25 protein-coding genes, 1 tRNA gene and 2 pseudogenes are annotated in these 21,121 nt (G+C 62.2%); 7 read left to right on the forward strand and 21 right to left on the reverse strand.

Annotated features, from left to right (window positions below):
* The 3 genes from DYI42_RS19130 to DYI42_RS19140 all read right to left on the reverse strand — a co-directional run.
* Nucleotides 1-434, reverse strand: a 434-nt coding sequence (locus tag DYI42_RS19130) for a hypothetical protein (RefSeq protein WP_244868029.1), incomplete at its 3' end; no start/stop codon positions are given.
* Nucleotides 434-643: a DUF7220 family protein gene (locus DYI42_RS19135; RefSeq protein ID WP_213548109.1), complete on the reverse strand. Its 210-nt coding sequence runs from the start codon at nucleotides 641-643 to the stop codon at nucleotides 434-436. The genes DYI42_RS19135 and DYI42_RS19130, both read right to left, overlap by 1 nt.
* Nucleotides 640-1,899, reverse strand: coding sequence for a site-specific DNA-methyltransferase (locus DYI42_RS19140; protein ID WP_213548110.1), 1,260 nt, complete (start codon nucleotides 1,897-1,899; stop codon nucleotides 640-642). Before DYI42_RS19140 ends, DYI42_RS19135 begins: the two co-directional genes overlap by 4 nt.
* 521 nt (nucleotides 1,900-2,420) lie before the next feature.
* Between DYI42_RS19140 and DYI42_RS19145 the strand changes: the two genes are divergently transcribed.
* Entirely contained in the window at nucleotides 2,421-2,765 is a 345-nt protein-coding gene (locus DYI42_RS19145; protein WP_213548111.1) for a hypothetical protein, read from the forward strand.
* A gap of 283 nt (nucleotides 2,766-3,048) precedes the next feature.
* On the opposite strand, the gene DYI42_RS19150 is transcribed toward DYI42_RS19145, so the two are convergent.
* Nucleotides 3,049-3,417: a hypothetical protein gene (locus DYI42_RS19150; protein WP_213548112.1), complete on the reverse strand. Its 369-nt coding sequence runs from the start codon at nucleotides 3,415-3,417 to the stop codon at nucleotides 3,049-3,051.
* Nucleotides 3,418-3,866: 449 nt separating this feature from the next.
* Here DYI42_RS19150 and DYI42_RS19155 point away from each other — a divergent pair, with 449 nt between their 5' ends.
* The 6 genes and pseudogenes from DYI42_RS19155 to DYI42_RS19180 all read left to right on the forward strand — a co-directional run bounded on the left by DYI42_RS19155 (nucleotide 3,867) and on the right by DYI42_RS19180 (nucleotide 10,151).
* Complete coding sequence (locus tag DYI42_RS19155) at nucleotides 3,867-6,014, forward strand: hypothetical protein (protein ID WP_213548113.1); 2,148 nt, start codon at nucleotides 3,867-3,869, stop codon at nucleotides 6,012-6,014.
* A gap of 64 nt (nucleotides 6,015-6,078) precedes the next feature.
* The gene (locus DYI42_RS19160) at nucleotides 6,079-6,309 is read left to right on the forward strand and encodes a helix-turn-helix domain-containing protein (RefSeq protein WP_244868030.1); all 231 of its coding nucleotides are present in this window, start codon (nucleotides 6,079-6,081) and stop codon (nucleotides 6,307-6,309) included.
* Nucleotides 6,306-8,114, forward strand: a pseudogene (locus DYI42_RS19165) (phage/plasmid primase, P4 family); the annotation flags it as partial. The gene DYI42_RS19160 and the pseudogene DYI42_RS19165, both read left to right, overlap by 4 nt.
* A gap of 55 nt (nucleotides 8,115-8,169) precedes the next feature.
* Nucleotides 8,170-8,952, forward strand: a pseudogene (locus DYI42_RS19170) (recombinase family protein); the annotation flags it as partial.
* Nucleotides 8,949-9,332 carry a hypothetical protein gene (locus tag DYI42_RS19175; RefSeq protein ID WP_213548118.1) on the forward strand — a complete coding sequence of 128 codons (384 nt, stop codon included), beginning with the start codon at nucleotides 8,949-8,951 and terminating at the stop codon, nucleotides 9,330-9,332. The pseudogene DYI42_RS19170 and the gene DYI42_RS19175, both read left to right, overlap by 4 nt.
* Nucleotides 9,333-9,518: 186 nt before the next feature.
* The gene (locus tag DYI42_RS19180) at nucleotides 9,519-10,151 is read left to right on the forward strand and encodes a uracil-DNA glycosylase (protein ID WP_213548120.1); all 633 of its coding nucleotides are present in this window, start codon (nucleotides 9,519-9,521) and stop codon (nucleotides 10,149-10,151) included.
* A 291-nt stretch (nucleotides 10,152-10,442) separates the two neighbouring features.
* Here DYI42_RS19180 and DYI42_RS19185 read toward each other — a convergent pair whose 3' ends face one another.
* From DYI42_RS19185 to DYI42_RS19265, 17 genes are all read right to left on the reverse strand, one after another.
* Nucleotides 10,443-12,053, reverse strand: coding sequence for a type ISP restriction/modification enzyme (locus DYI42_RS19185; protein ID WP_213548122.1), 1,611 nt, complete (start codon nucleotides 12,051-12,053; stop codon nucleotides 10,443-10,445).
* Nucleotides 12,053-12,265, reverse strand: a complete 213-nt coding sequence (locus tag DYI42_RS19190) for a helix-turn-helix domain-containing protein (RefSeq protein WP_213548124.1) — start codon at nucleotides 12,263-12,265, stop codon at nucleotides 12,053-12,055. Before DYI42_RS19190 ends, DYI42_RS19185 begins: the two co-directional genes overlap by 1 nt.
* Before the next feature lie 99 nt (nucleotides 12,266-12,364).
* Nucleotides 12,365-13,165, reverse strand: coding sequence for a hypothetical protein (locus DYI42_RS19195; protein ID WP_213548126.1), 801 nt, complete (start codon nucleotides 13,163-13,165; stop codon nucleotides 12,365-12,367).
* 123 nt (nucleotides 13,166-13,288) lie between these two features.
* Nucleotides 13,289-14,512 carry a tyrosine-type recombinase/integrase gene (locus DYI42_RS19200; protein WP_244868031.1) on the reverse strand — a complete coding sequence of 408 codons (1,224 nt, stop codon included), beginning with the start codon at nucleotides 14,510-14,512 and terminating at the stop codon, nucleotides 13,289-13,291.
* Between the two features lie 130 nt (nucleotides 14,513-14,642).
* Nucleotides 14,643-14,732: transfer RNA gene (locus tag DYI42_RS19205), tRNA-Ser, on the reverse strand.
* Between the two features lie 153 nt (nucleotides 14,733-14,885).
* Nucleotides 14,886-15,089, reverse strand: a complete 204-nt coding sequence (locus DYI42_RS19210) for a DUF7220 family protein (protein ID WP_213548128.1) — start codon at nucleotides 15,087-15,089, stop codon at nucleotides 14,886-14,888.
* 19 nt (nucleotides 15,090-15,108) lie between these two features.
* Entirely contained in the window at nucleotides 15,109-15,639 is a 531-nt protein-coding gene (locus DYI42_RS19215) for a phage head spike fiber domain-containing protein (protein ID WP_213548130.1), read from the reverse strand.
* Nucleotides 15,640-15,653: 14 nt separating this feature from the next.
* On the reverse strand, nucleotides 15,654-16,640 hold the full coding sequence (locus DYI42_RS19220) for a hypothetical protein (RefSeq protein ID WP_213548132.1): 987 nt from the start codon (nucleotides 16,638-16,640) through the stop codon (nucleotides 15,654-15,656).
* A complete protein-coding gene (locus DYI42_RS19225) occupies nucleotides 16,637-17,341 on the reverse strand; it encodes a hypothetical protein (protein ID WP_213548134.1) in 705 nt (234 codons plus the stop codon). The genes DYI42_RS19220 and DYI42_RS19225 overlap by 4 nt, the downstream gene beginning before the upstream one ends.
* A 5-nt stretch (nucleotides 17,342-17,346) precedes the next feature.
* On the reverse strand, nucleotides 17,347-17,616 hold the full coding sequence (locus tag DYI42_RS19230; RefSeq protein WP_213548135.1) for a spike base protein, RCAP_Rcc01079 family: 270 nt from the start codon (nucleotides 17,614-17,616) through the stop codon (nucleotides 17,347-17,349).
* A gap of 37 nt (nucleotides 17,617-17,653) precedes the next feature.
* A complete protein-coding gene (locus DYI42_RS19235; RefSeq protein WP_213548137.1) occupies nucleotides 17,654-17,812 on the reverse strand; it encodes a hypothetical protein in 159 nt (52 codons plus the stop codon).
* Entirely contained in the window at nucleotides 17,796-18,029 is a 234-nt protein-coding gene (locus DYI42_RS19240) for a hypothetical protein (RefSeq protein ID WP_213548139.1), read from the reverse strand. The genes DYI42_RS19235 and DYI42_RS19240 overlap by 17 nt, the downstream gene beginning before the upstream one ends.
* Nucleotides 18,026-18,280 (reverse strand): hypothetical protein, encoded by a 255-nt coding sequence (locus DYI42_RS19245; protein ID WP_213548141.1) that lies wholly within the window; start codon nucleotides 18,278-18,280, stop codon nucleotides 18,026-18,028. Before DYI42_RS19245 ends, DYI42_RS19240 begins: the two co-directional genes overlap by 4 nt.
* Nucleotides 18,281-18,359: 79 nt before the next feature.
* Nucleotides 18,360-19,148 (reverse strand): lysozyme, encoded by a 789-nt coding sequence (locus tag DYI42_RS19250; protein ID WP_213548143.1) that lies wholly within the window; start codon nucleotides 19,146-19,148, stop codon nucleotides 18,360-18,362.
* The gene (locus tag DYI42_RS19255; protein ID WP_213548145.1) at nucleotides 19,145-19,660 is read right to left on the reverse strand and encodes a hypothetical protein; all 516 of its coding nucleotides are present in this window, start codon (nucleotides 19,658-19,660) and stop codon (nucleotides 19,145-19,147) included. The genes DYI42_RS19250 and DYI42_RS19255 overlap by 4 nt, the downstream gene beginning before the upstream one ends.
* Nucleotides 19,653-20,081, reverse strand: a complete 429-nt coding sequence (locus DYI42_RS19260; RefSeq protein WP_213548147.1) for a hypothetical protein — start codon at nucleotides 20,079-20,081, stop codon at nucleotides 19,653-19,655. Before DYI42_RS19260 ends, DYI42_RS19255 begins: the two co-directional genes overlap by 8 nt.
* Nucleotides 20,081-21,061, reverse strand: coding sequence for a hypothetical protein (locus DYI42_RS19265; protein WP_213548149.1), 981 nt, complete (start codon nucleotides 21,059-21,061; stop codon nucleotides 20,081-20,083). Before DYI42_RS19265 ends, DYI42_RS19260 begins: the two co-directional genes overlap by 1 nt.
* Between the last annotated feature and the right edge of the window lie 60 nt (nucleotides 21,062-21,121).

The raw sequence follows: 21,121 nt of genomic DNA on the forward strand, positions 1-21,121 counted from the left end.
AGATTGCCCCTCCCCCCCACCGGTTCGGCGTCAATGCCCTGGTCTGGGCCTTCGCCAAGACGCGCTGCGACGCCGTCGAGATAGGCCACCAACCGCTCGCGCGCAGTGGTCACGACAATCTCTCCACCGCCGGCACCGGTATGCTCGAGGGTCGCCGTCTCGCGCCAACCCGCCTGGGTCTTGAGGTAGAAGATCGAGGAGGTGGTGTCGCCGGACCTTGCCTTCTGCAGCAGCCCGTTGGCGACATGGGCGATGGCCTTGGCCTTGCCCCTTTTATACCGGGCACCAACCTCCGGATCGCGCTCGCAGATGGCGCGAAAGGTGTTCCGGCAGATGCCGAAGTAATCGGCGATCTGGTCCTGGTTCAACAGGGCGGCCAGGGTCTCGACCTCCATCGTCTGCGCGTCGCTTAGTGTGATCGGCGGCCGTCCCATCAGCCCAGCCTCACGAAGAGCCGGCGGAGCAGGTAGCCGCGCAGGAAGGACACCGAGGTGAAGGCAAGGCTGGTCCAGAGGTGCTGGGCCAGGGTCACCTGAAGCCCCACGGCGGGAAAGACTGCCAGTTGCGTGGCAAGTGCCACCAGCCAGCCCACCACCACGTTGGTTGCAGCTTCCACGGCAGAGAGGGACCGGGACTGCCTCATGCCGCCTCGCTTTCCCGGCGCTCGGCCGCGACCTGGTCGAAGCTGCGCCCGTCCGCGTTGAGGATCGCCTCCTGCCCGGTGAACGCCTGCCAGCGCAGTACCGCCACATCCACGTAGCCGGGGTTCAGCTCCACCGCGTAGCAGTGCCGCCCGCAGCTCTCCGCGGCGATGAGGCTGGTGCCCGAGCCGGAGAAGGGCTCGTAGACCGCCTGCCCGGGGCTGGAGTTGTTCAGCATCGGCCGGCGCATGCATTCGACCGGCTTCTGTGTCCCATGCACCGTGGTGGCATCCTGGTCCCGGCTGGGGATGTTCCAGAGGGTCGATTGCGTCCGGTCCCCGCTCCAGTGGCCCTTGCCCTTCACGCAGTACCACATCGGCTCGTGCTGCCAGTGGTAGTGGCCTCGGCTCAGCACGTGCCGCTCTTTGGCCCATATGATCTGGCTGCGGATCTCGAAGCCGCAGGCCACCAGGCTCTCGGCCACCGTGGTTGCATGCAGGGCTCCGTGCCAGACATAGGCCACCTCGCCCGGAAACAACGCCCAGGCCTCGCGCCAGTCGGCCCGGTGGTCATTCAGCACCTTGCCGGTCCGCTTCGTCTCGGAGGCCCCTGCCCTGTTGCGCCAGTCCGGGTCGTACTCCACGCCATAGGGAGGATCAGAGATGAGCAAGTGGGGCCTCACATCCCCGAGCACGCGCTTCACCGTCGCCGCGTCAGTCGCATCCCCGCAGATCAGCCGGTGGGTCCCGAGCACCCAGAGATCGCCCGGCCGGGACACGGGCACGTCCGGCACCGGTGGCGTCGCTTCCTCCTTCGGGTCCGCAGCCCCGTGGTTCAAAAGCGCATCCAGCTCCGCCCCGTCGAAGCCAAGCGACCCGAGGTCCACCTCCAGGTCAGCCAGTTCGCCCAGCTCCATCGCCAAGAGTTCCCTGTCCCATCCCGCCTGCTCCGCCAGCCGGTTGTCCGCCAGGATGTAGGCTCGCTTCTGGGCCTCGGTGAGATGCGCAAGCTCAATGACCGGGACGCTCGTCAGCCCCAGTTTGCGGGCGGCCAGCACCCTGCCATGCCCCGCGATGATGCCGTTCGCGCCATCCACCAGCACAGGGTTGTTGAACCCGAACTCCCGGATCGAGCCCGCGATCAGCGCCACCTGCGCCTCCGAATGGGTGCGCGCGTTGCTGGCGTAGGGGATCAGCGTCTCCACCGCCCGCTGTTCGATCGCCTGTGCGCCCTTGGGTGCCAATTGTGCCACTGCCATACCCCCGCTCCGAATAGGATCGCGTCTGTCCGCCTGCCTCCCCGGCAGTATAGCAAGGGGTCAAGGCATTGTAATCATGACAATAAATGACAGGGAACGACAGAGAGCGACAGGCAGGAAAGATCCAGCACTGAAAGGCCAACGCGAGCGGTTAGCACCCCGGCGCGTAACTGATGCATCCCAGCACAGACGGAGAACGAAAGGTTAATCGCCGGTAGAACAAATCATGACAGCGCGAGGGCCAGCGACCAAGCTTCGTTCAGGGGAGGTCAGTTGCGAGAAGAGCGGAATCGTGTTATTGTATTGTTAATATTATACTTTTTCAAAATTGCAGGATTCTTAGTTATTCTCATCTAACGCATTGGAGAAACTGACAAATGGCACCCAAACCCGAGTTTACACCGCAGCAGTGCAAGGACTATGCGGAAGGTCTTGTCGAGAGGTGGGGGCGGAATGCTGACCACCAAGCGCACAGGGCCTTCCAACTTGACCTGATCAGCTTCAAAGAGTGGCGGATGATCATGAGCGAGGTTCGCTACCTGCTCCACGACGGACCGAAGGCTTACGATCCACACAAACCCAGAAAGCTGTCGCCTCTAGAGCGACACGACAAAGAAGTCGCACTGATGCGGAGAGAGTGGTCAATGCTAATTGGAAACTCGTTTGGAGCCATTCTGTCATCAATCTACCGGGAGGCTACAGGAGATCGCGAAGCCGCCTTGTTGGTTGGCAGGATAGCGAACACGATAACGGAACTTGGAAAGTTCAAGCCGCAGAAGGCTCCGACCTCGGGGCAGAATAGCTTGACGCCTAACAACGAGGGTCGGGATACAAGGCCACGGTACTACGACAGATCAACCCCCTGACCCGGTGCTTTTTCCTATCAATCACGTAAGCAATACGTGGCGGAAGAGCTAGGCGGCCAGGTCAGGCTCGAAACAGTGAAATCACGCGATCGCGAAAACGCTGGTTATCTTCCTTCTATCCGACCATCGGTCTCAGCACTCCTTTGATCCGCGCCTGAACAGTGCTTTCGCCAACGTCCTCAATCCCCCAGACGCGCTTCCAGCCCCTGCCGGTTCCAGCGCGTTGGTGGCAGCCGTTTTAAGGGACATTTCCCTATAAGAGTCGTAAGTAGGGGTTGGTCGTTTAATTACGTCCCGGTTCAGCGCCTTCATCGCCTGCTCCAAGTTCCCGAAAATCTCGGGATGCAAGAGCAGCGCGTCCCCCCGGACTATCCATTGCCACCCCTGCCAGCAGCATCCGCTGGAACAGGTCCGGCCGCACCGCCTCCCATGCCGTGATCTCGTCGTAGACCATCGGCAGCGCGACATCGGCCAGGATGTGCACGTCGAGTGGGATAGCCGCTGTCCGGTTCACGCCCCTGCCCCGGCCGATCACCTGGATCAGCTCGTCATCGCAGATCGCACGCCGTAGCAGTTCCGCCCGCTCGTCGGTGTGCTTGAGAACCGGGATCGACAGAGGCTTCCCCGACCGGTTGCAGAGCCCGGCACGCACCTTCTCATAGCTGCCCCGGGCAACATGTCGAAGCAGGCGCCCACCATCGCTTCCAGGTCATTGGTCCCCGGCATAGGACGACCAATCACGATCAGCTGGCGCACGTCCTTGAATCGTTTCAGTCCCGCCAACGCGTTTAAAATCGCCGCCTCCACGCCCGGGATGTCCCAGAGCGCCTGTTTGGCCGCCAGGGTTGTCGCAGCCGCAGAACATCGCGAATGACAGAAGTGACAGTTTTCAGATTATAACCCGTATGGGGTTTGGCTCCCGCATACGCTCGATAGTCTTCAAACTGTCATTTCTGTCATTCGCGGCGGCAGCCTTGGGCGCTCTGGTACGCGTCGCAGAGAGAAGTCGCTCGCCCTGGCCGTGCATTTAGGGGTGTCGACTCCACTTGCATTACCCCTAGAGTTGCAGTGTTCAGGCTCTCAAAGCCGGAGGCATGTGTGATGGTCAAGCCAATCAAAGGAGCTCCGCAACTCTCGCGCCTCTTGCGAGACCTGTCAGTCGATCGATTTTCGGCTCTCGCCGCGACGCCGGCATTCAAGGCGGCGGAAGGCGCGCTCGACGAACCACCAAAGCCACCCGAAGCGAAGTTGGCCTTCCGCACTTCTCTGGCTGCCCTCCATGGCGACGATCTCAAGGCACTTGAGATCGAGGCGCTCCGCATTACGCGGCTCAACAACCCACAAGCCGATAACTTGCACCTTCGTATCGCGGACGGCGTCGATTTCAACTGCCGCTCGGACCTTGAGGATGAGCCGGGCCCCCTGGCCAGGGCGGCCCGATCCTATGCCAGCAATCAGGTCCTATTTCGGCATGTCGAGCGGGCAATGCAGCTGCGAAGCTACCGTGACCACCGCACCGTCTACGAGGCGCACGATCTTCAGGGCCCTGTTCCGCTAGCGGCCGAGGACATCAACCAAAAGGCGCTGGAGTTGTCGATCAAAGAAACGCTCGATCTCAGAGACGGCTGCACGATCGAAAGTACGGAACTGCCCGATACGGAGCATTCCACGCGAGAGATCATGCTCGCAGTTACGACGGCCGGCGCACTGGCGAACCAGCGGACATTTGATGCTGAGAAGGGTGTGGGTGCAATCCAGTACCGCCCGGCTCAAGAACTCATCATCGTCTACAAGCCAGACATTGGCAGGATCGAAGTCTGCGGCCGCGACTGGTCCGACCGGAAGTCGGCTGTAATGGTTTTTGCATCGAAAGTGCTCGGCGAAGAACTGTCCGAGCGCCCTCTCAGGCAACGAAACTATGATCTTCGCCCCTTCGCACGAAACCTTGACCCCGAGATCCCGGCTACCCTGTCGGATCGGATCATCGAGTTGCGCGTAACCGAGGCCCGGTTTGCTCTCGGTTCTTATGATCGCAAGGTCACCATACGGAATGAACCAGGTCAGCCGATCGACCAGATCGCGACACGAGTGCTTCGAGGCCTGGGCACGTCGTTTGGAAAGCCGTTCCTGTGCGACGTCGAGCTTTATCTTCGAAGAAGCAAGCCGGACGGTGGCGAAAGCAAGATGCGCTTCAACATCACCAACCAAAACCGGTCAGGCCTTCAATCCAACACAGACCCGCAGGACCGGGCAATCGGCTTTGAACTCCTGAGTGCGATGGGAGTGGTCTCCACCGTCGAACAACCCACGCGACGCGACGTTTCGGACCTCTTCGACAGCCTGCTGGACCTGCTCGGACACGGTCAGGATCGAATTTCTGAGCCGGAACTTCGCAGCCTCAACGCCAACGTGTCTCGTCTCACCAATCTGGGGTTCCTCCAGCAACGAACCATCGCGAGCGCCGTCCTCGTCGAAGACGAAGATGTCGGGACTTACGAGGCCGTCGTGCGAACGGACCTCGACCGGGGCACAGCGAGCCTCGGGCACGGACCCGACGATATGCAACGCGTGCAAGACGTGAACGAGCTCCTCAGCTGGACCATCAATCGCGGCCATGTTCGCGAAACGGTCCTCCAACACCTTTCTTCCCTTGGCACAGCCAAACGTGGCGTCGATCTCGACCACGGTTTGGTCGCCTTGGGAAACGCTCAGGTTGCGGGCGACCAGCGGCCGGTCTACCTGTGGGAAAGCTGCGAAAACCTGGAAACCCTGGAAAAGGTCGTCCGAAGTCTACAGCGAGAGACGCAGAAGAGCCTAGTCCTTGCGACGGGCACCGCACTGGTCGGTTTCCTGGGTCGGCACGTCGTCGTGAATCTCCGATCGGCGCTTGCCGCGGGTGATCGCGAGTTGCTGATCGAGCGTCTTGATCAGCTTTGGCTCGAAGCTCAGGCCCACGCGGGCACGGATGATAGCGTCTCACTTGAGGGAGATGCAGAAATCGGCGTGCTCAGGGTCCCGGGCGAGGACGCCTGGACCATCGTCGGAGCAGCACGCGTCACTGCAGTCCGAAAGCTCGTGGCGGCCCACCGCCGCGGCGAAATCGGTGTGAAGACGGGCGCCCTGCTCGAGCACACGGGCTCCAAGAGCCCCCAGGCGTGCTTTGGCAAGGACTGGGACGACCTCGTCAAGAACCGGTACATCTATCAGCCGAAAAACACGTTCTGGGCACTGAAAATCAACTCAACGTAGGTTCAACGTAGGTCCGACACGGGACGCACAACGATTCGCGCGCTCATGACAGCTCCACCAGACGATGGAGACCGACATGCCCTGCGACATACCGAATGGCGCACCTGCGTTGCCCGACCGATTGACGGAAAAGGAACTGGCCCGACACTGGCGCGTCACGCCGCGCACGCTTCAGCGCTGGCGCGAAGCAAGTGAAGGCCCTCATTGGCTCAAGATCGGCGGCCGCATCCTCTACCCTCGCTCTGGCGTTCTTGCCTTCGAAGAGCGCCATAGCAAAGGCGGAGAGGCCCAATGACCGCCTCTTCGACCCCTCTTCAGGCGGCGACAGACTTCGCAAAGCGTGGCTGGCAGGTGTTTCCGCTCGCACGCGACAGCAAAGGACAGCTGCCCGATGGCCGGTCCGGTCATCTCCTTACCAATGGTTACAAAGGCGGGAGTTCTGATCTTAGCACAGTCGAAGCCTGGTGGACCCGCTGGCCCGACGCGAACATCGGTCTCAGCCTGGCCGCGTCCGGGCTCGTGGCGATCGACGTGGACCTCTACAAGGACGAGTGCTGCTGGGAAGAGTTCGCTGGCACGAGAAACCTGCCCGAGACATTCACCCAGCAAAGTCCGCGCGGCGGTCGGCATTTCGTTTTCCGCAGTCAGCCGGGTGACGCCTTCGCGGGCCGGCTGTGCCCGGGCGTGGACATCAAGTTCAACGGGTACATCCTCCTTGCCCCCTCGACATTCGAAGGCAGCGCCTACCGGGTCCGCGATCCCAGTGAACCAGTGCTCCGACCGGACTGGCTTTTGCGTTCGAACGCGAACGCGGATCGCCAGGCTGCTGGCTTCAAAACGCTGCATGCGTCCGCCGACACGGACGAAGTGGAAGAGTTGCTCTCCTGGATTGATCCGGATGCGGGCGGCTACCAAGCGTGGATCGAAGTTCTGCAGGGTTTGCACGCCCATTTTGCGGGAAACGGAACCGGACTCGCGATTGCGGACGCCTGGTCGCAGCGCGGCGCGAAATACACGCCCGGCGGAGTGACCGCAAAATGGGCCAGCTTCGACCCGGCCGGGGGAATAACCCTGAAGACGATCGCGCACCTGGCACGCGAGAATGGCGCCGATCTCGGGCGCATTGCCCGGCGATCCGGCCCGGAACACCGGCCGTCGGCAGCGACTGTGGCTTCTGAACCAACAGGAGATGGTCCCGATCTCTCGCAGGATGGACTGGCGCTCGAACTCGGTCGAGCTGGCTTCGACCGCGATGCAAAATACGTGGCGAGCCAGGACAGGTGGTATTTCTGGACGGGCCAGCGGTGGATCGCCGATGAGCGCCTCGAACACCTGACCCGCATTCGCAAGTTTCTTCGCCAAAAGGCTTGCGAACTTGAGGCAATCGCCAGCTTGCCGGGCTCAGCCGGATCGCGCCACCAGATTGAAAAGATGAAAAGCAATGCCTTCGTCTTGGCGGTGAAAAACCTCGCGCGCGCCAATCCTGCATCCGTGGCGAGCGCCGATGCCTTCGATCGCGACCCTCTGTTGCTCGGTACGCCGGAGGGAACCATCGACCTGCGCATCGGTCAGGTGCGCCCCGCAAAGCGTTCTGACCTGATCAGCAGACTGACGACCTGTGGTCCTGCCCCGCTCATTGCAGCGTCCAGCCGCTGGCTCCGCTTTCTTGATGAGATCATGGCGGGCGACACCGAGGTGATCGAGTTTCTTCAACGGGCAGCGGGATACGCACTGACCGGCTCGACCCGAGAGCACAAGCTGCTGTTCCTTCACGGGTCCGGCCGCAACGGGAAGTCGGTTTTTCTCAATACTCTGCTGAACATCTGGGGCGACTACGGGCGGAGAGTAGCCGCCTCGACGTTCCTGTCGTCCCCCACAGAACGCCATCCGACCGACATTGCCAGTCTGCGCGGTGCCCGGCTCGCCGTCGCGTCGGAACTACCCCGCGGCAAGACCTGGGACGAGGCGGTGATCAAGGACCTGACAGGCGGCGATCGCATGACGGCGCGCTTCATGCGACAGGACTTCTTCGAGTTCGATCCTCAGCTGACACTCATGATTGCCGGCAACGTGATGCCCTCGTTCCGCGGAGTCGATGCGGCAATCCGGTCCCGCGTCGTCCTGGTTCCGTTTGCGGTCACCTTCCCTGCCGCGCAACCGGAAGCTGGTGGTGGACGAAGAGCGTGCCGCGCATGTGCGCTGGATCTTCGCAAAGTTCCTCAAGATCGGCTCGGCCACGGTCCTGGCCCGCGAGGTTGCAGCCCGGGGCATCCGCACGCCGCGCGGCAACCGGATCGACAAGAAGTACCTCTACCGGATGCTCAACAACCGCGCCTACGTCGGCGAGGCGGTCCACAAGGGCGACAGCTACCCCGGTGAGCACGACGCCATCATCGACCGCGATACCTGGGACCGCGTCCATGCCATCCTGAAAGAGAGCCCCCGCAAGCGCGCAGCCCACACTCGTGCCGAGACCCCTGCCCTGCTGAAGGGGCTACTGTTCGGACCAGACGGCGCCGCCTTCTCGCCAACCCACACCCGCAAGGGCGACAGGCTCTACCGCTACTACGTCAGTCAGACAGTGCTGAAGCATGGTGCCGGAGCTTGCCCGGTCGGCCGCGTGCCTGCGGGGACGATCGAAAGCGCCGTCATGGAACAGCTCCGCGCTGTGTTCCGCCAGCCGGAGATCGTGGCAGGGACATGGAAGGCTGCGGGCGCCCACGCTGACGAAATCTCCGTGGCCGACGCCCGGACGGCGCTGCAACAGCTTGATCCGCTGTGGGATGAATTGTTCCCCGCCGAACAGACACGCATCGTGGCGCTGCTGGTCGAGCGCGTGGACATCAGCACGGATGGGCTGAACGTCCGGCTCCGCGTCGATGGGCTCAGCGGCCTCGCGAGAGAGATGTTGGCCGGCGGCATGGGAGAAGCGGCGTGACCCGTGGGGCGCCGAGCCCTGAGAGGGTGACGCTGCACGTCCCATTCCGCGTCGTGAAGCGCGGCGGACGGAAGGAGATGCAGTTGCCGGAAGGGGCAGTGCGACCGAGCAAGACCGACAACACGCTGGTAAAAGCGCTGGCCCGCGCGTTCCGGTGGAAAAGGATGTTGGAGTCAGGGGAGTTCGCCACCATCGGAGATCTGGCTGCACATGAAGGGATTGCGCACTCCTACATGACACGCGTGCTGAGGATGACGCTTTTGTCGCCGGAGATCGTCGAGGCGATCCTGGATGGGAAGCAGGGGCCGGAGGTGACGTTGGCGCGGGTGTTGGAGCCATTTGCGAGCGGCTGGCAAGAACAAAGGAAAGTCTTCGGCTGATGCCCGATATCCAAGGAAATTAGAAGTCTGCCCCGTAGCCATCCTGGAGGAACACAGCACCGAAAATCGATCATTCCGACATTGTCTAGCAAATCCGCGCGGGGCAAGCTCGGGAGCGTAAACACAGCTGCATTCACTAGCGCCCCACGGAGCGCCGTATGGAGTGGATTATCTGGAGAGCCCAAGTTGCCAATCGCATCAGCCAGACGACTGAAGGTCGAGGCGGAAATCTTATCGCGGCGGGCGATGCTGGATCAGCCGCACATTGCACCGCTTGCCGAATACTGCCGAAGCTTGCGGTCCACCAATCGCGGCACGGTCCCAGACTTCGATCCCTGTGATGGTGGCGTCGCGGCCCAAATGCTTTTTCTGATGGAGAAACCGGGTCCAATGGCAGGCGGCGACGGCATCGCGGGTCGCACCGGCTCAGGGTTCGTATCGCGTGACAACAACGATCCCACCGCGGAAGCGATACTCAGGTTCATGGAACAAGCTGCCATTGGCCGTGAACAGAGTGTGCTTTGGAACACCGTGCCTTGGTGGAATGGCACGCGCAAAGTTGGCGCCGACGAGCTCTCCTCGGGGATAGAGCGCCTTGATGAATTGTTGGACCTTCTCCCGAAGGTCAGTGTGGTGGTCGGGGTTGGCGCGAAGGCAGGGAAAGCGAGGGAACTCGTCGAGCGCCGAACGCTGCCATTCATTCAATCTGCGCACCCCTCCCCTATAAACCGGGCGCGTCGGAGGGCAGTGTGGGAGAAGATACCAGACCAGTGGCGGGCAGCACGCACCTACCTGGCGGACGGTTGGGAAACACCCTGAGGCCAGATCGTTGGAGATAACACCGGTTCGAACGGTCCTCTCCTCAACCAATCGCGCAGTCGGCCCTGACCGGTCATTCATGGACTGAGCGGCCAAGGTCCGGAAGCAGCCTTCTTTCTTTCGGATCGACTATTCGCTGCCAAATAGCCGCATCTGTGAACCACACGGAGGACGTAAGGCTTTGCTCCGCGCATACGCCTGAGATTTGAAAAGTTCACGCTTAGGTCCGATTGAAAGGAAATGGCTTCTTCGTTGCCGAAGGGGCTTCAGCATGGCGAAGCACATCTGCGCTTAGAGATATAACGGCAAGTGCATCGAGTTAGACGCTGTTTTAGGCGACAGCCCGATGACTTCCGAAATGCCCTTACAAACAGAGGCGTGGGCAAACTGCGCGTCCCTGTTTGCCTTGGTAGTAAGCAAAGCGATATTATCATCGAGCATGTGTCGAGAGGCGCGTTCGCGGCGGTGAACTGCAACGTTTGAATCATAGACCGTGTAACGAACATCGAAGGGACGATACGTTATGGGCTTGACCAGCTGATGCCACGCCCCATCGGCCAGCCCTGTTTTGGCTCGGTCGTAATTCCACTGGTCCTGTGTACATAGACGCCACAGGGTACGCGCCTCAGCTTCATTTTCAGTCTTGAGAAAACGCTCGACTTTCGAGCGGGCCTCTTCCTTGGTCCAAGAAATTGCAAATTGGTCATGGGTCGTGACGATGCCAGGGGCAGGCCTTCCATTAGGCGAAAACCAGTCTGGGAGACTTGGGAACCCGTAGTAAATATCCCGCAGCTCCCAGTTGCTCGCCTTGAACGGCCAAGGTGCTTTTTCTGGCGTCACATCAACAAAATTGGCGGTCGTGGTGGTCGCCTTTTCAAGTGCGGCGTACTTCACCGCACGGCTTCCCCATAGGTCAGAATGATAGACCGTCGCGGGCTTCTTGGTTTTGCTCGTCGCGGTTTTCTTAACCGCGATGATGATGGCCACGCCCTGTTGAATGTCGAAAACATTCTTGTCGGGCTTACCCTCTGGCGTGACCTCTTTCTTTTTGGAATTGCCGTGGAGGTCCATAATGTAGATGCGGTCGAAAGTCCGCATCAGATGCTGGCGCATGTCCAAGAATGTGGGGTTATCAAGATAGGAATGGTTCGTGATGAATCCTAGAACACCTTCGCCGTTTCGGTCGATCAAGTGTTCGGAAAACCGAATGAACTTCACATAGTCGTCGGAAAGCCACTTTGCCTGCGCGGGTTTCTTAAGCTCGGGGCTTTGCTTGTAAACGTCCATCAGCCCGTTAATCCATTCGCCCTTGTTGGACGAATGGCCCGAATAGGGTGGGTTCCCGACAACGCACATGATGGGCATGTCGCGCTTGATGGTATTTGCGCCCTTGGCCTCGCGGCTCAGCCATTGCGTGAAGGGCAAGGTCTGGTTGGCTGGCTCGCCTTCCTCAAGGCTGTTGGTCAGATAAACCGACAGGCGCGGCGGTGCCTTCGCGGGCTTATAGCCCAGTTCAGTCAGTATCATGTCGAGTTTCATGGCCTCGCTCGCGAAGCGAAAGCAAACGCCCTCACACTCGCCGCACAGCGCCTCCAACTGGCCCCTGTTGGGGCCAAGCGGTGTATAGAAAGCCACGCCATCCAAGGGCCGTGTCTGCTCCCTGCAAGAGAAGCATCGGAAGGTGCCCGGCGCTGGGCGCTCCGCCGGGGCTTGGCGCGCGTTCAGGAACGCAATCAGATCTTCGCCCAGCATCAGGTGAGGCCGCCTCTCATCCAGCACCCGCACCCCGTGCGCCCGCCAGGATCGGACGGTTTGCGCGGTGACGCCCAGGGCATCGGCAGCATCTTCATAGGTGTAGTGACGATGCTTCTTCAGCGCGCGCGTCGATACACGCTTACCCATCAGCCGTGCCCCATGCTGCCCGGCTCAACCCGGTGCGCTTCCGCCCAGGCGTTCAGGTCTGCGCCACGGTAAATAATCTTTCGGCCTAGCCGATAGAAGGCCGGGCCAATGCCCTTGTGCCGCCATTGGGCGAGTTTGTCCCGATCTCCGATGATCTCCAAATCAGGATCACCCAGGACGTAGTTACGGTTCTGCTCGAATAGGTTTGCCATTGTTTAGGCTCCACGGTTGTTGTCGTGAAACCAAGGAAAGCCAATCTGGCCTCTCTAATCTACCTGCGCCCAAAGCCCGGAATGCGAGGGCAAAAAGGTCTATTTGTCCTGGGCTTTTGTTTCAGCCGACAAAGATTGTGCCAGCGCATTGAAAGGCAGGGAGTCAGAGTCCTCAATGGTTGTGCTCAGAAGTCCTGTAAGCGCGTTCCTCGGGGGTTGATAGTCCTCAGGCCGCAGTTGCTTGACCGCCCAACGTGCCGCCCGCCGGAAGTCGCTCTTGATCCCGAGAAGGGAAAAAACCTCTTCCACCGCGCGCCCAAAGTCAGTGGACGGAAGGTTCCCTTCGCTGGACTTTCCAACTGTTGGTCTTTTCCCAGTCGTGCGGGCTACATACCGCGCAGCTCGAAGCGCAATGGTGCGGGCATGGTGATTGGGAGGGCGGGATTTTCCGCTCCAGAAAGCAAGCTCCTGTTGCTCCAACTCTTGCGCGCGCTTCCTCAATTGGTAAGCGATATCAAGGCATAAGGCAGCGGCGCTGAACGTTGCCCCAACTTCTGCGGCGTTTGAACGAGCAAGATCGGTCGCGGTCGCAGCCCGTTGCCTCACGCGCGCCTCTTCACGGCACCCTGTGTCGACATGCTGACTGAGACGCTTTGCCAAGGCATGGTGCTCGGACTCGGCGACCATGCCACTCTTCACAAACTCGAACACAGCCTCGCAATGCACGATGCCATCCGCAACCATTTGCTTCTCGGCCAAGAACTCCGGTTTGGAGTCGTGCTCATTGGGTTTCCGATAGTCGAAAGGGGGCGAGTGAGCGGCCAAGAGGCTGGGTTTCGGCACTTTACAGCACCGCTCCATGATCTGGTGCAATTGCTCGATTAGCTGTGAATCTTCCATCAAAAGGTCACATGGGGCCGACCTTTTGCAACTTCAAGGGTTTGTTCCCGTTTTGTCTGATTGCCGCCCGGCTTGCAAAAGGCCGGCTAGCCCCGACCTTACGGGCCTTACTTTCTGGGCAGCTTAACCGCGCACCAGCGCCACTACCTTGCCCGAAGAGCCTTTGACATAGTCAGTCCATGCTTCAATCAGGGTCCGCCGCTTGTCCAAAAGGTCGGAGCGTGCATAGGCCCGCTCCACCTCACTCCCGACCTTATGCGCCAGACTCATTTCCGCCACCTCTCGCGGCGCGCCTGCAACCTCCGCAGCCCAATCCCTGAAGGTGGACCGGAAGCCATGAACCGTGACGCCTTCAATCTTCATCCGCCGCAGGAGCATCAGCATCGACATGTTGGAAAGCGGTTGGTGGCGCTTTTGGCCCTCAAACACATATTCCGACTGCATGGCCTTCAACGGCTCGATGATCGCCAGCATTTCATCCGACAGCGGCACCCGATGCACCTCACCCGCCTTCATGCGCTCTGCGGGGCACGACCACACAGCCGCATCAAAGTCGATCTCGGCCCAGCGCATCCCAAGCACCTCGCTCGTCCTTGATCCGCTCAAGCAGGTGAACATGAGCGCCTTTGCAGCCATCGCCTTCCTGCCGCGCAGATCGGCATAGAAGGCGGGCACGTCGCGCCAGTCCATCGCCTTGTGGTGCTTCGCCTTGGCCCGCACCTTGGGCAGCACCCCGGCATCGCGGATCGCCGTCACCGGGTTCTCGCCCGCCCGGAAGCCCTTGGACTTGGCCACGTCCAGAACCGCCTTGATCCGCTGCATCAACCGTCGTGCGGTTTCCTGCTTCTCCGTCCAGATCGGAGACACGCAGGAAAGCACTTCCGGCTGGCCAATGTCGGACACAGGCAAGCGACCGATCACCGGGAAGGCATAGTCGCGCAGCGTGTTAATCCATTGCTGCCCATGCTTCTCATTCTTCCATGTGGGCATCCGCTCGATATGCACCTGCCGGGCGATTTCCTCGAAGGTCGGAATGTCCTTCGCCGCATTGAAGCGCGGGTTTAGCCCCTGCCGCGCCATGCGCCGGAACTCCAGCGCCTTGGCGCGTGCCTCTTGCAACGGCACCAGATCGGCCCCGCCCAGCCCGAAGTCGGTGCGCATGGGCTTACCATGGCGGTTCTTCTGCCCCTTGACCGTCGCCCGCACGATCCAGCGGCGCGCTCCAGACGGATCAACCACCAGATAAAGCCCGTTGCCATCGCCATGCCGACCAGGCCCCAGCGACTCGACTTGCTTCTTGGTCAACTTACCCGAGATCATCGGCGTGCCCTCCATACCACGTTTCATACCACACAACGGGATGAACCAAAGGTAATCGAAGAGAACCCGAACGCAAGGGCTGGCGCGGTAAACTCCATAGAAATAGGGGCGCGCCGCCACTAGACGCGATCAGCGATAATCAGAAAATGAGGTATGGTGGCGGAGACGAAGGGATTCGAACCCTCGAGACGGTTTCCCGCCTACTCCCTTAGCAGGGGAGCGCCTTCGACCACTCGGCCACGTCTCCGTCGCGGGGTGTAGCCCGCGAAACACCCACGATACAAGGCCTTTTTTCGGGGGGTTGCCGGAAAATCAGCCGCGGGGGCCAAAGCGCCTATCACGCACCATTGCGCACCACTGCGCATGGGATGCTGGCAAGGATTTGGCAAGGTTTGTTCTCCTACCGTTCACGCCGCTCGAGGCGGCGGAACATCAGCCGAAGGACGTAGCTGCGCGCAAACGACAGGCAAAAGAACATGGCGGTGATGCCCGCCGATTGAGCTATGGACGGGTGGAGCCCCCACAGCGGCAACACAAGATATGTGCCCGCCCAGGACATCACCAGCCCCACCAGGGCGTTGGTCGCTGCCTCGATCGCGGGCATCGTGGATCGTGCTCCAGGCTCAGAGCAGCCGCAACGCCACGCGGCGGCACTTGATGGCGTCACCGCTGGACACGCTCAAATCCCCGTCCGCCTGTGCAATCTGCACCTGCACGAAGGATGATGCGGGCGTGCCAGATCCGGTGTCGTAGTCGCATGTCACACGGTAGAACCCGTCGCCAAGATCCACGGCGTTCCAGGTGCCTGCGCCGGTGATGGTCCCGAAAGAGCCGTCCGAAAGGTCGATGTAGGCCCTTTCATTCTCCACGCTCTGAGTGCGGATATGAAAATAGGCCCAGCCGGTGTTTTCGTCGGCCACCTCGAAGATTGCCCTTGCCTGCACATCCTCGGTAATCGCCCCGGTGGAATAGCGGATGAAGGCCCCCGCCGTGGTGCTGGGGGCCTCTATGATCTTGGTGGCATCATCGAAAGTGGCCCCGGTGGCCGTCCAGCCGGCGCCCGAGAGGGTGGTGGTGTTGAGCAGGTAGCTCAGCGGCACTTGCGAGGCGCGCTGCGCGAGGGCGCCTGTTGAAAAACTGAGATCAAACTGCATACACCCTGTCCCTTTTAGCTCAGCCCGATGAGGCTGCCCTCTTGCAGGCCCAGCAGCACGGCGGTGTTCCAGGCACCGGTGACGCCCATCGTCTTGTAGGCCGGTGCGGTGTAGTGCACCCCATCGTCTTCTCGATACTCCCAGCCCGAAGCCCATCGCCCATTGCCGTCAACCGTCAGCGTGTTGAAGGGCGAACCCTTCTCCTTGGCGGCGTTCAGGATCAGCAGGGTGTCGCTCCGGGCGTTGCAGACGTTGATCTGCGCCTGCCGCACCGCCGCCATGCCCTGTGTCGTCTCCTTGTCGTCTACCTCAAGGTCTGTTTTGCCTTCCCTGCCCATGCCGTAAACCAGCATGTAATCCATGCCCCAGCGCGACTTGAATTTGTCGATCAGAAGGTTGAACTCATCCTCGAACTGCTGCTGGGTCAGAAACCCGCCGTAGAGCCGAGGGCCGTCCGCCTCGCCGCCCACCCAGACGCCGAAGGTCATACCCTCTGCGAGCTTCGGATAGAGAGCGCGCGTCTGAATTGCATCGTCAAGGATTTCATCGCGTGGTTTTTCTTCGTTGACCTCAGAGTCTCCGCACATTGAGTTGGCCTCGGGGGCGACTGCCCAATACCTAGGGCTTCCATCCAGCCCATTAGGATGCAGAGGCGTGCCAGCGAAAGCGGTGTTGCTCCACACGCTGCGCCGCCCGGTCAGATCATACCACTCCTGCGCAAAGGCAGGCCATGGGGCTGAGCGCCCGATGAAGGTGGACTGGCTGGCCCCGTTCTGGAGGGGGCCTTGCAGGGTGCGGCGGGGCTGCGGTTCACGAAGGATCGTCCACGCCACATCCGTCTCGGTCACCACCACGTCAGTCGTGTTGTCGAAGGTTGCGCCCGCGTTGGACTGCCCGAGCACGAGGAAGGTGTCGCAAATCTTGATGAGGTCGGCCCGCGTCGTGCCCGCCAGAAAGGACTTGTGCCGAGCGGCGAAGGCGGCGTGGTTCTGATAGGTCATACGGGCCTCGCTCTGAAGGCGGCAATCTTGCCTTCCATCCCAAGGGACTCTCCGATCAGCTCGCGGCACCCGATGGAGAACTGGTTGCAGGTGAGAGCGCCGGTCGCGCCGATGTAATCCACGGCTTTGTGAACCAGATCGCCGTCGAGATAGCTTGTCAGCTCGCCTCCGCTGTAGAGCATGGAAAGGGCGTGCGTTGTGCCCGTGGCGAGCACCGGGGCGCTATCTTCAACCTCCTGAATGCCCGCCTCGGTGCGGCGAATGGAGCGGATATCGTCGGTGCCGTTTTGGCCGACCCAAAGGTAGTCGTTGTTCGAGCCGGTGTTGGAGAAGATGAAGAACGCCTGCTGAGAGATGGTGTCCAGCTCGAAGAGCAGCTCGAACTCGAAAGACGCATCGACCGAATTCATGACGGTGGCCAGCGCATCGCACTCCAGGAACTCTTCGGTGTTGGTAAAGGCGGCAGCCGGTGTCGTGTCGGTCAGCGAGGACAGCAGCGGTGCGTCGGTCAGGTTGCCCTGTGAGAAGTTATAGGCATCCCCGCCGCTGCCCCGGTTCTTGAGCGCCACCACGCGGCCCGAGTCCAGCGTGTAGAACGCCGGATCATCGAACCGCACCGACACCAGCCATGCGGCGTCCGGGTCGGCAACGGCGCGCCGCCGGGTGGCCAGCGTGGGCAGGCTGAAACCGAAGTCCCACACGGGCGCTAGTCCACCAGCAGGGCGTGGATGCCGCTGGCGTCGGTGCCGGTGGCGCGCACGCGCCTCACACCTACCGGGAAGATCGAGAAGTCGGCCACTGTCACGGTGCGGGTTTCGCCCTTCATGGTGTCCACCACGATGTCGCCGCCGGTCTCGATGTAGAGCGAGACGGCGATGGCGGGCAGGTCGGTGTCGTCATCCGGGGTGACGGGGGCGAGATCCAGCGCGGGGCCGGAGAGAGACGGCAGGCGGGCCTCGAAGGGGTTGATCGGCATGGGGGTGTCCTTTCAGGTCTGGAAGAGGGGGGCGGGGCTATTGCGGGCAGTTGTGCTTCTCGCACTGGCGGCCCATGTAGATGACCCACTCGGCCATCGGCGGATCGGCCTTGATGGCGGCGATGGTTTCCGGGCGCGCGGGCGGCGGACGGCGGGCGATGTCGGAGAAGAGCGGGGCCTCAGTCGGGGCGACCACCGAGCAGCCGATCAAGCTCACGGTTGCGCTCAGCATCAGACAGGTTTTCCACATCAGCTTGGTCCTTCTGCGATTCCTTGATGGCGTCGATCCGGCCTTCGAGGCCCTCGACCTTCAGCTTGTCCTCGCGTGCCTCGCCGCCGAAATACCAGGCCGCCCCGAGGCCGATGGCGCCCAGGATGAGGGCGCCACCGATGAGGGTCAGACGGGCAGTCATTTGACCGGGGTGATGTCGAGGAAGTAATCCTCCCCGACCTTCAGCACGTCGAGCGCAGCCGGGTTGGTGATCGTCATGTTCAGCTCCCCGCTCGGGGTCCACTTCGACCAGCTCGCGCAGTCTTCCATATTGGACGTGACGGCGGTGAACTTGGCGTTCACGTGGCACTGGTCCTGGTCTTCGGCACCCTTGTGAGTGGCGTGCTGCTCGACCATCTGGAGGGTGAAGCGGGCTTTCAGTTGTTTGGCCATTTTCGGCTCCTTTGCTTGCCTCTTCTTATGGAGGCGGGTTGACCCCTTACGGGGATCTGAAATCGTCCTTAGCGGCGGCTCACGCGGCGCGCCCCAGGCACAGCTCACGCTCGGCGGAGCGGCGGCGCACCAGGCCGCGGATCACCCGGCCCCCGGCCTTGTTCCACCAGGTCAGCGCCTCGCAGGCTCCGGCGATATTGCCGGCATTCAGGCGGCGGGTGGCGGTGCTCTTGCCCGCCCCGGCGATCCCCACGTTGAAGGCGAAGCTGGTGAAGGCGGCATCTCGGTGCGGTGGCAGGCGGTCGTTGATGGTGCTCACGCTGAGGTAGCCGTGCAGCCCGTGGCGATATTCGGCCACCTCGCGGCGCAGGAGGGCGGTGCATTCCGCATCGGTCATGACCATGCCGGGCTTCACGCCCCGGGTGGAGCCGTAGCAGATGGTCCAGACGCCCACCACGTCCTGGTAGGCCTGATTGCGCTTGCCCTCCCACCCGGCGATGAACGGCACGGCGATGGCCAGAGCGGCGGCTTCTGCATCTGCTACGGGATCGGCCGGAATCTTGACGGTGGGCGTCTTCTCCGGATCACCCATGGCCCAGACGGGATCAGGCGGGGCCGTGGCCCCCAGCAGCAGGGCGAGGATGGCCAGCGCCTTCAGCTTGTCACCGATGCCTTGGTCCTTCAGGCGGAAGATGATGCCATACACGATGAGGCCCACGCCGATGAACCACCAGAGACGCGGGTTGGTGTCGATCCGGGTGAAGAAATAGATGGCCTCGGGCAGCACCAGGGCGATGAGGCCAAGGTAGAACGCCCACATCGAATGGGCCTTCCGGGCGACGGTCTTCCAGTTGTCGATCAGTTTCATGGTTCACTCCTGAGAAAGCTGTTGGATTCGACACACCGCTTGGCGAGCTGGAGCGGGCCCAGCATCCAGCGGTGGCAGGTGTTGACGTAGAACAGGCCGGAGCCGAAGCCCTCGCCCTCACAGCGGGCGAGCACGTCGCGCCCGCCCAGCCAGTAGGAGAGCGGGCGCTTCAGCTCAGGCCCGCCCTTCATCGCCGCCGCGCGGTAGGTAAAGGTGCGCGTCCAGGGCGAGAGGCAGACGATCGTGTGATCCTTCGCCGAGCGGATGGTGACAGAGAATTGCCCGCCGAAGTCCCACCAGATGTAGCGCTCCACGGTGATGCGCGGGTTCTTCCCGGCCACGTGGTCGGGGATGGTCACCGACACGAGCTGGAAGATCAGCGCGTAGAAGGTGAGCCGCAGCGCGCCGGTGATCAGCGCCAGCGCCCCCGCCACGCTGAGCCCCACCAGCGCCACGTGGCGCGTGTCGCGGCGGTAGCTGGTGGAGAGGCGGCGGAAGAGGCGTTCAGGCATCGTCATCCCCCTTGTCGCGCTTGGCGCTGTGGTCGGTGACACCGAAGAAGCTCAGCGCCCGCTCCTGCGCGATGCCGATGATGAAGGCCCCGGCGGCCAGCATGGCGGTCGAAGGGCTGTCGGGCGCGATCTCAAGGCCGAACACGCTCTTCAGCACCACCGGCGTCAGCGTGCCGATGCCCACAGAAAGCCCCGCGCCGATGGAGATGGAGGCGAAGGCCTCGCCCAGCGAGACGCGCAGGCGGGGCCGGTCGCTGCGGTTGCGGCGCAGGGCGAGCCAGCGCACGCTGCCGCCGATTGCCCCCAGCAGCGCCATCACCAGCGAAAGCTCGTTGAACACCTCCGAAAGCGGGCCACCGGCGACGGCGGCCAGCACCGTACCCGCGACGGTGAGGGGAATGGTGGCAACTTCCTGGTTCATCAGGTGGCCCCCGTCAGCTCTTCGAGCTGGGCGGCGGTGAAAACGTGATTGTAGACGGCGATCCGCGCGATGGTGCCCGTCCATGCCCGGCCCCCATCGTTTTCAGAGCCGACGCCCACCGGCGTTACCCCGGTTAAGGCCCCCTCATCGAAGCTGTCGGTCATCGAGACGCCATCCATGGCGCCTACGAACTCGTCGCCATCCCAGGCGGAAGCCGCCTTGAACTGCACCCCGGAACTCGGGCTGCCCAGCTCGATGTCGCCGCCGCCGTCCTTCGCATAGAGCACGCCCAACTCGGTCACGCCGAACACCACCGTCTCGAAGTTTTCCCCGGCAAAGAACCTCTGGTCGGAATCGAGCACGGTTGTGCTGGCAAAGCCGATCGCGGTGCCTGCGGCGGGCAGGGTCAGGCCCACGGTGTTCATCTCCACCGAGCCGTCGCCGGGGCATTGCAGCGCACCACCGGAGATCGAGATGCTGCCCACCGTGGCCACCAGCGCGCCGGAAAGGCTCACGCGGGCGCCGCCGGAGGCATAGACGCCAGCCTCGAAGTCCAGCAGGAACTCGGGCGCAACAACCACGCCGGAGGGGCTGTAGGGCGCATACCAGGGCGTGCCGCTGCGCAGCAGCTCCATGCTCACCGTCACCCGGCCCGGTCCCACCCGGCGCTGGCGGTAAAGCCCCTGCCCTGGAACGATCTTCCAGAGGTGGATGGCCAGCGTCTCCGGGTCGCGCATGCCGAACTTCAGGCTGCCGCGCGCCAGATCGTCGCGCACGAAGGCCTCGAAGGTGGCGAGCTGCGCCAGATCGAGCGAGAAGCTCACCTGGAACTGCTTGAGATCGGCGGTGAAGCCCGGGCGGCTGATCGAGGGGCCGCGCTGCGGCTCGAAGCTCTCGCGGGTATCCCGCATCTCCGCAGTGAGGCCATTCGCCAGCGGAAGCTGCGGCAGGCTGGTGGGCCAGGTCGGCGAATTCGTCATCCGACAATCACCCAGAGCTCACCCCGCGCGCCGGGCAGGCCGTTGGCACCGGCAGAGGCG

Origin of the sequence: Vannielia litorea (genome assembly GCF_018424695.1) — a bacterium.
Classification (GTDB): Bacteria; Pseudomonadota; Alphaproteobacteria; order Rhodobacterales; family Rhodobacteraceae; genus Vannielia; species Vannielia litorea_A.